1 protein-coding gene is annotated in these 1,228 nt (G+C 43.9%); it reads right to left on the minus strand.

The window, feature by feature from the left end; all coding sequences use genetic code 11:
• Positions 1–44 precede the first annotated feature (44 nt).
• The coding region (gene tuf / locus M983_RS16540) for an elongation factor Tu (protein WP_066753602.1) at positions 45–1,228 on the minus strand (1,184 nt) is incomplete at its 5' end.

The raw sequence follows: 1,228 nt of genomic DNA on the forward strand, positions 1-1,228 counted from the left end.
AAAAAGGCATCTTTCGATGCCTTTTCTAAGTAATGGCTGAGTGATTATGCTAATACTTTAGCTACAACACCAGCACCTACTGTACGGCCACCTTCACGGATTGCGAAACGTAAACCGTCATCCATTGCGATTGGGTGGATTAACTCAACTATCATGTTGATGTTGTCACCTGGCATTACCATTTCTACGCCTTCTGGTAATTCGATAGTACCAGTTACGTCAGTTGTACGGAAATAGAACTGTGGACGGTAGCCTTTGAAGAATGGAGTGTGACGTCCACCTTCATCTTTGCTCAGAATATAAACTTCTGATTCAAATTTAGTGTGTGGCTTGATTGAACCTGGTTTTGCCAGTACTTGTCCACGTTCGATTTCTTCACGTTTTGTACCACGCAGAAGAACACCAACGTTCTCACCTGCACGACCTTCGTCAAGTAATTTACGGAACATTTCAACGCCAGTACAAGTTGTTTTCACTGTATCTTTGATACCAACGATTTCAACTTCTTCACCAACTTTGATTACGCCACGTTCAACACGACCTGTAACTACTGTACCACGGCCTGAAATTGAGAATACATCTTCAATTGGTAACAGGAATGGTCTGTCAATTGCACGCTCTGGTTCTGGGATGTATGAATCCAGTGCTTCTGCTAATTCAACAATTTTCGCTTCCCACTCAGCTTCGCCTTCCAGTGCTTTCAGCGCTGAACCACGGATTACTGGAGTGTCATCACCTGGGAAATCGTATTGAGACAGAAGTTCACGAACTTCCATTTCTACTAATTCCAGTAATTCTTCATCATCTACCATGTCACATTTGTTCAGGAATACGATGATGTAAGGAACACCAACCTGACGACCTAACAGGATGTGCTCACGTGTTTGTGGCATAGGACCATCTGTTGCAGCAACAACCAGGATAGCTCCGTCCATTTGCGCAGCACCTGTGATCATGTTTTTAACATAGTCGGCGTGGCCTGGGCAGTCTACGTGTGCGTAGTGACGAGTTGGAGTATCATATTCTACGTGTGAAGTAGAGATTGTGATACCACGAGCTTTTTCTTCTGGTGCGTTATCGATTTGATCGAATGCACGAGCAGCACCGCCGTAAGTTTTTGCTAAAACGGTAGTGATTGCAGCTGTTAAAGTTGTTTTACCGTGGTCAACGTGGCCGATAGTACCAACGTTAACGTGCGGTTTTGAACGTTCAAATTTTTCTTTAGACA

This window comes from Proteus myxofaciens ATCC 19692 (assembly GCF_001654855.1).
GTDB classification, from domain to species: Bacteria; Pseudomonadota; Gammaproteobacteria; order Enterobacterales; family Enterobacteriaceae; genus Proteus; species Proteus myxofaciens.